Here is a 2678-nt window from a genome sequence, read left to right as displayed (position 1 = left end):
CCGGCGCCGACCTGCAGGTGACGCACGCCGGGCAGCGGCTCGAGCGGCACGGCGGTGCCCAGGTCGATCACCTCCAGCGCGGCGTCCAGTTCGCCGGCCAGCACGCTGATGGCTGCGCCGCCGTGGACGAAGTTGCTCAGCATCTGCCCGGTCACCGCCTGCGGGTAGGCCGACACGCCCTCGGCCACCACGCCGTGATCGCCGGCGAAGATGGCGATCCACAGCCTGTCCAGCCTCGGTCGCTCGCTGCCCTGCAGCGCCGCCAGCTGGATCGCCAGGGCTTCCAGGCGACCGAGCGAGCCGGCCGGTTTGGTCAGCTGTTGCTGGCGCGCCTCGGCCTTGGCCCGCGCCACGTGATCGAGCGGCTGGCAGGGGCCCTGCCACCAGTGCAGGCTCATAGCGCCTCTCCCTTGAGGATCATCGGTAACCCGGCGACGCAGAACTGCACGCGCCGGCTGCGTTCGGCCAGGGCCTGGTGCAGCCAGCCGGCCTCGTCGACATAACGGCGGGTCAGCTCGCCCATGGGCACCACGCCCAGGCCGGTCTCGTTGCTGACCAGCAGGATGCGCCCGGGCAGCTCGCCCAGGGTGTCGAGCAGCGCGTCGCGCTCGGCGGCCAGGCGCGCCTCGTCGTCCAAGAGCAGCAGGTTGGTCAGCCACAGGGTCAGGCAGTCCACCAGCAGGCAGCGCTCCTCGCGCGCCTGCTCACGCAGCACACGGGCCAGCGCCACCGGTTCCTCCACCAGCGCCCAATGCGCCGGACGGCGCGCACGGTGCTGGGCGACGCGCGCACTCATCTCGCCGTCCAGCGCCTGGCTGGTGGCGATATACACCACCGCCAGGCCGGACTCGGCCGCCAGCTTCTCCGCCAGCCGGCTCTTGCCGGAACGGGCACCGCCGAGGATCAGTTCAAGCATGTCCACTCCGTTGGGTGCGCCGTGCGCACCGTTGGCAGATCAAATACGTAGGGTGGATCGCGCTTTACCGATCCACCATTGGCAGGTGTCCAGCGATCACAGCGGTGGACGAACAAAGCGTCGTCCACCCTACGCCAGGCCACAGAGCGCCTTGAGTTGATCGGTATCCAGATGCGCCTCCACCAGATCGGCCAGGCGCTCGATATCGCGCTCGCGCAGGGCCTGGTAGTCCACCGCCTGCACCTCGCGCAGCCCGGCCCAGCGCAGCAGCGCGGCGCAGGCTTCAGGGCGCTCGAACAGGCCATGCAGGTAGGTGCCGAGCACCTGACCGTCGCCGCTCAGGCCGCCGTCGCGACGGCCATCGTCCAGGCTCACCGCGCCATTGAGGCCGGCGCCGGTGCTGACCCCGGCATGAATCTCGTAGCCGCTGACCTCGGCCTGCTCCAGGCACAGGCGGCCGCGCACGTTGCGCAATTGTTTCTCCGGCTCCAGCCGCGTTTCGAAATCGAGCAGACCGAGGCCCTCGCTGCTGCCGGCGGCGCCTTCCAGGCCGTGCGGGTCGTGGATGTGCCGGCCGAGCATCTGCAGGCCGCCGCAGATGCCCAGCAGCTTGCCGCCGTAGCGCAGATGACGGGCGATGGCGGCGTCCCAGCCCTGCTCGCGCAGCCGCGCCAGATCGGCGCGCACGCTCTTGGAACCGGGCAGGACGATCAGGTCGGCCGGCGGCATCGCCTGACCAGGGCCGACGAAACTCAGCTGCACCTGCGGGTGCAGGCGCAGCGGGTCGAAGTCGGTGTGGTTGCTGATGCGCGGCAGCACCGGCACCACCACCCGCAACGCGTCCTCGGCCTTGGCCTGCTGGCGGGTGTCGACGGCGTCCTCGGCCTCCAGGTGGAAATCCATCAGGTAGGGCAACACGCCGAGCACCGGCTTGCCGGTGCGCTGCTGCAGCCAATCGAGCCCCGGTTGCAGCAGGGCGATGTCGCCACGAAAACGGTTGATCACGAAGCCCTGGATGCGCGCCTGCTCGGACGGGCTGAGCAGCGCCAGGGTGCCGACCAGGTGGGCGAACACCCCGCCCTTGTCGATATCGGCGATGAGGATCACCGGGCAGTCCACCGCCTCGGCGAAGCCCATGTTGGCGATATCGCCGGCGCGCAGGTTGATCTCCGCCGGCGAACCGGCGCCCTCCACCAGCACCAGCGGGTACTGCCGGCGCAGACGCTCATGGGACTGGAGCACCGCGGCCATGGCCACCTGCTTGTAGCCGTGATAGGCCAGCGCCTGCATATTGCCCACCGCGCGGCCGTGGATGATCACCTGGGCGCCGGTGTCGCTGTTGGGCTTGAGCAGCACCGGGTTCATGTCGGTGTGAGGTTCGAGGCCGGCGGCCTGGGCCTGCACCGCCTGGGCGCGGCCGATCTCGCCGCCGTCGGCCGTCACTGCCGAATTGAGCGCCATGTTCTGCGGTTTGAACGGCGCCACCGCCACGCCCTGGCGCCGCGCCCAGCGGCACAGGGCGGTCACCAGGGTGCTCTTGCCGGCGTCGGAGGTGGTGCCCTGCACCATCAGAGTGGCGCCGATCATTGCCCCAGCTCCTCGGCGCACTCGCGCAGGGCCTGCTGCAGGCGCTGCCAGCCCGCCTCGTGCGGCGGCAAGCCGAAGCGCAGGCTATCGAGAAAGGGAAACAGCCGCACCAGGATGCCGCGCCGCGCCAGCGCCACGTGCCAGTCGCCGGCCCGCGGCGGGCAGCAGAACTGGA

The 2678-nt window shown here is 70.6% G+C and carries 3 protein-coding genes and 1 pseudogene; all 4 read right to left on the bottom strand.

The features are described from left to right. The coding region (locus tag N878_RS17235) for a nicotinate-nucleotide--dimethylbenzimidazole phosphoribosyltransferase (RefSeq protein WP_021444844.1) at positions 1 to 398 on the bottom strand (398 nt) is incomplete at its 3' end. Beyond that, positions 395 to 916 carry a bifunctional adenosylcobinamide kinase/adenosylcobinamide-phosphate guanylyltransferase gene (gene cobU / locus N878_RS17230; protein ID WP_021444843.1) on the bottom strand — a complete coding sequence of 174 codons (522 nt, stop codon included), beginning with the start codon at positions 914 to 916 and terminating at the stop codon, positions 395 to 397. The genes N878_RS17235 and cobU, both read right to left, overlap by 4 nt. A gap of 129 nt (positions 917 to 1045) precedes the next feature. Beyond that, entirely contained in the window at positions 1046 to 2503 is a 1458-nt protein-coding gene (locus N878_RS17225) for a cobyric acid synthase (protein WP_021444842.1), read from the bottom strand. After that, positions 2500 to 2678 (bottom strand): annotated as a pseudogene (locus N878_RS29600) (threonine-phosphate decarboxylase); the annotation flags it as partial. The pseudogene N878_RS29600 and the gene N878_RS17225, both read right to left, overlap by 4 nt.

It is taken from the genome of Pseudomonas sp. EGD-AK9, assembly GCF_000465935.2.
GTDB lineage: Bacteria > Pseudomonadota > Gammaproteobacteria > Pseudomonadales > Pseudomonadaceae > Aquipseudomonas.
The sequence above is the reverse complement of the archived record's forward strand: the minus strand, read 5'-3'. Positions and strand labels throughout refer to the sequence as shown.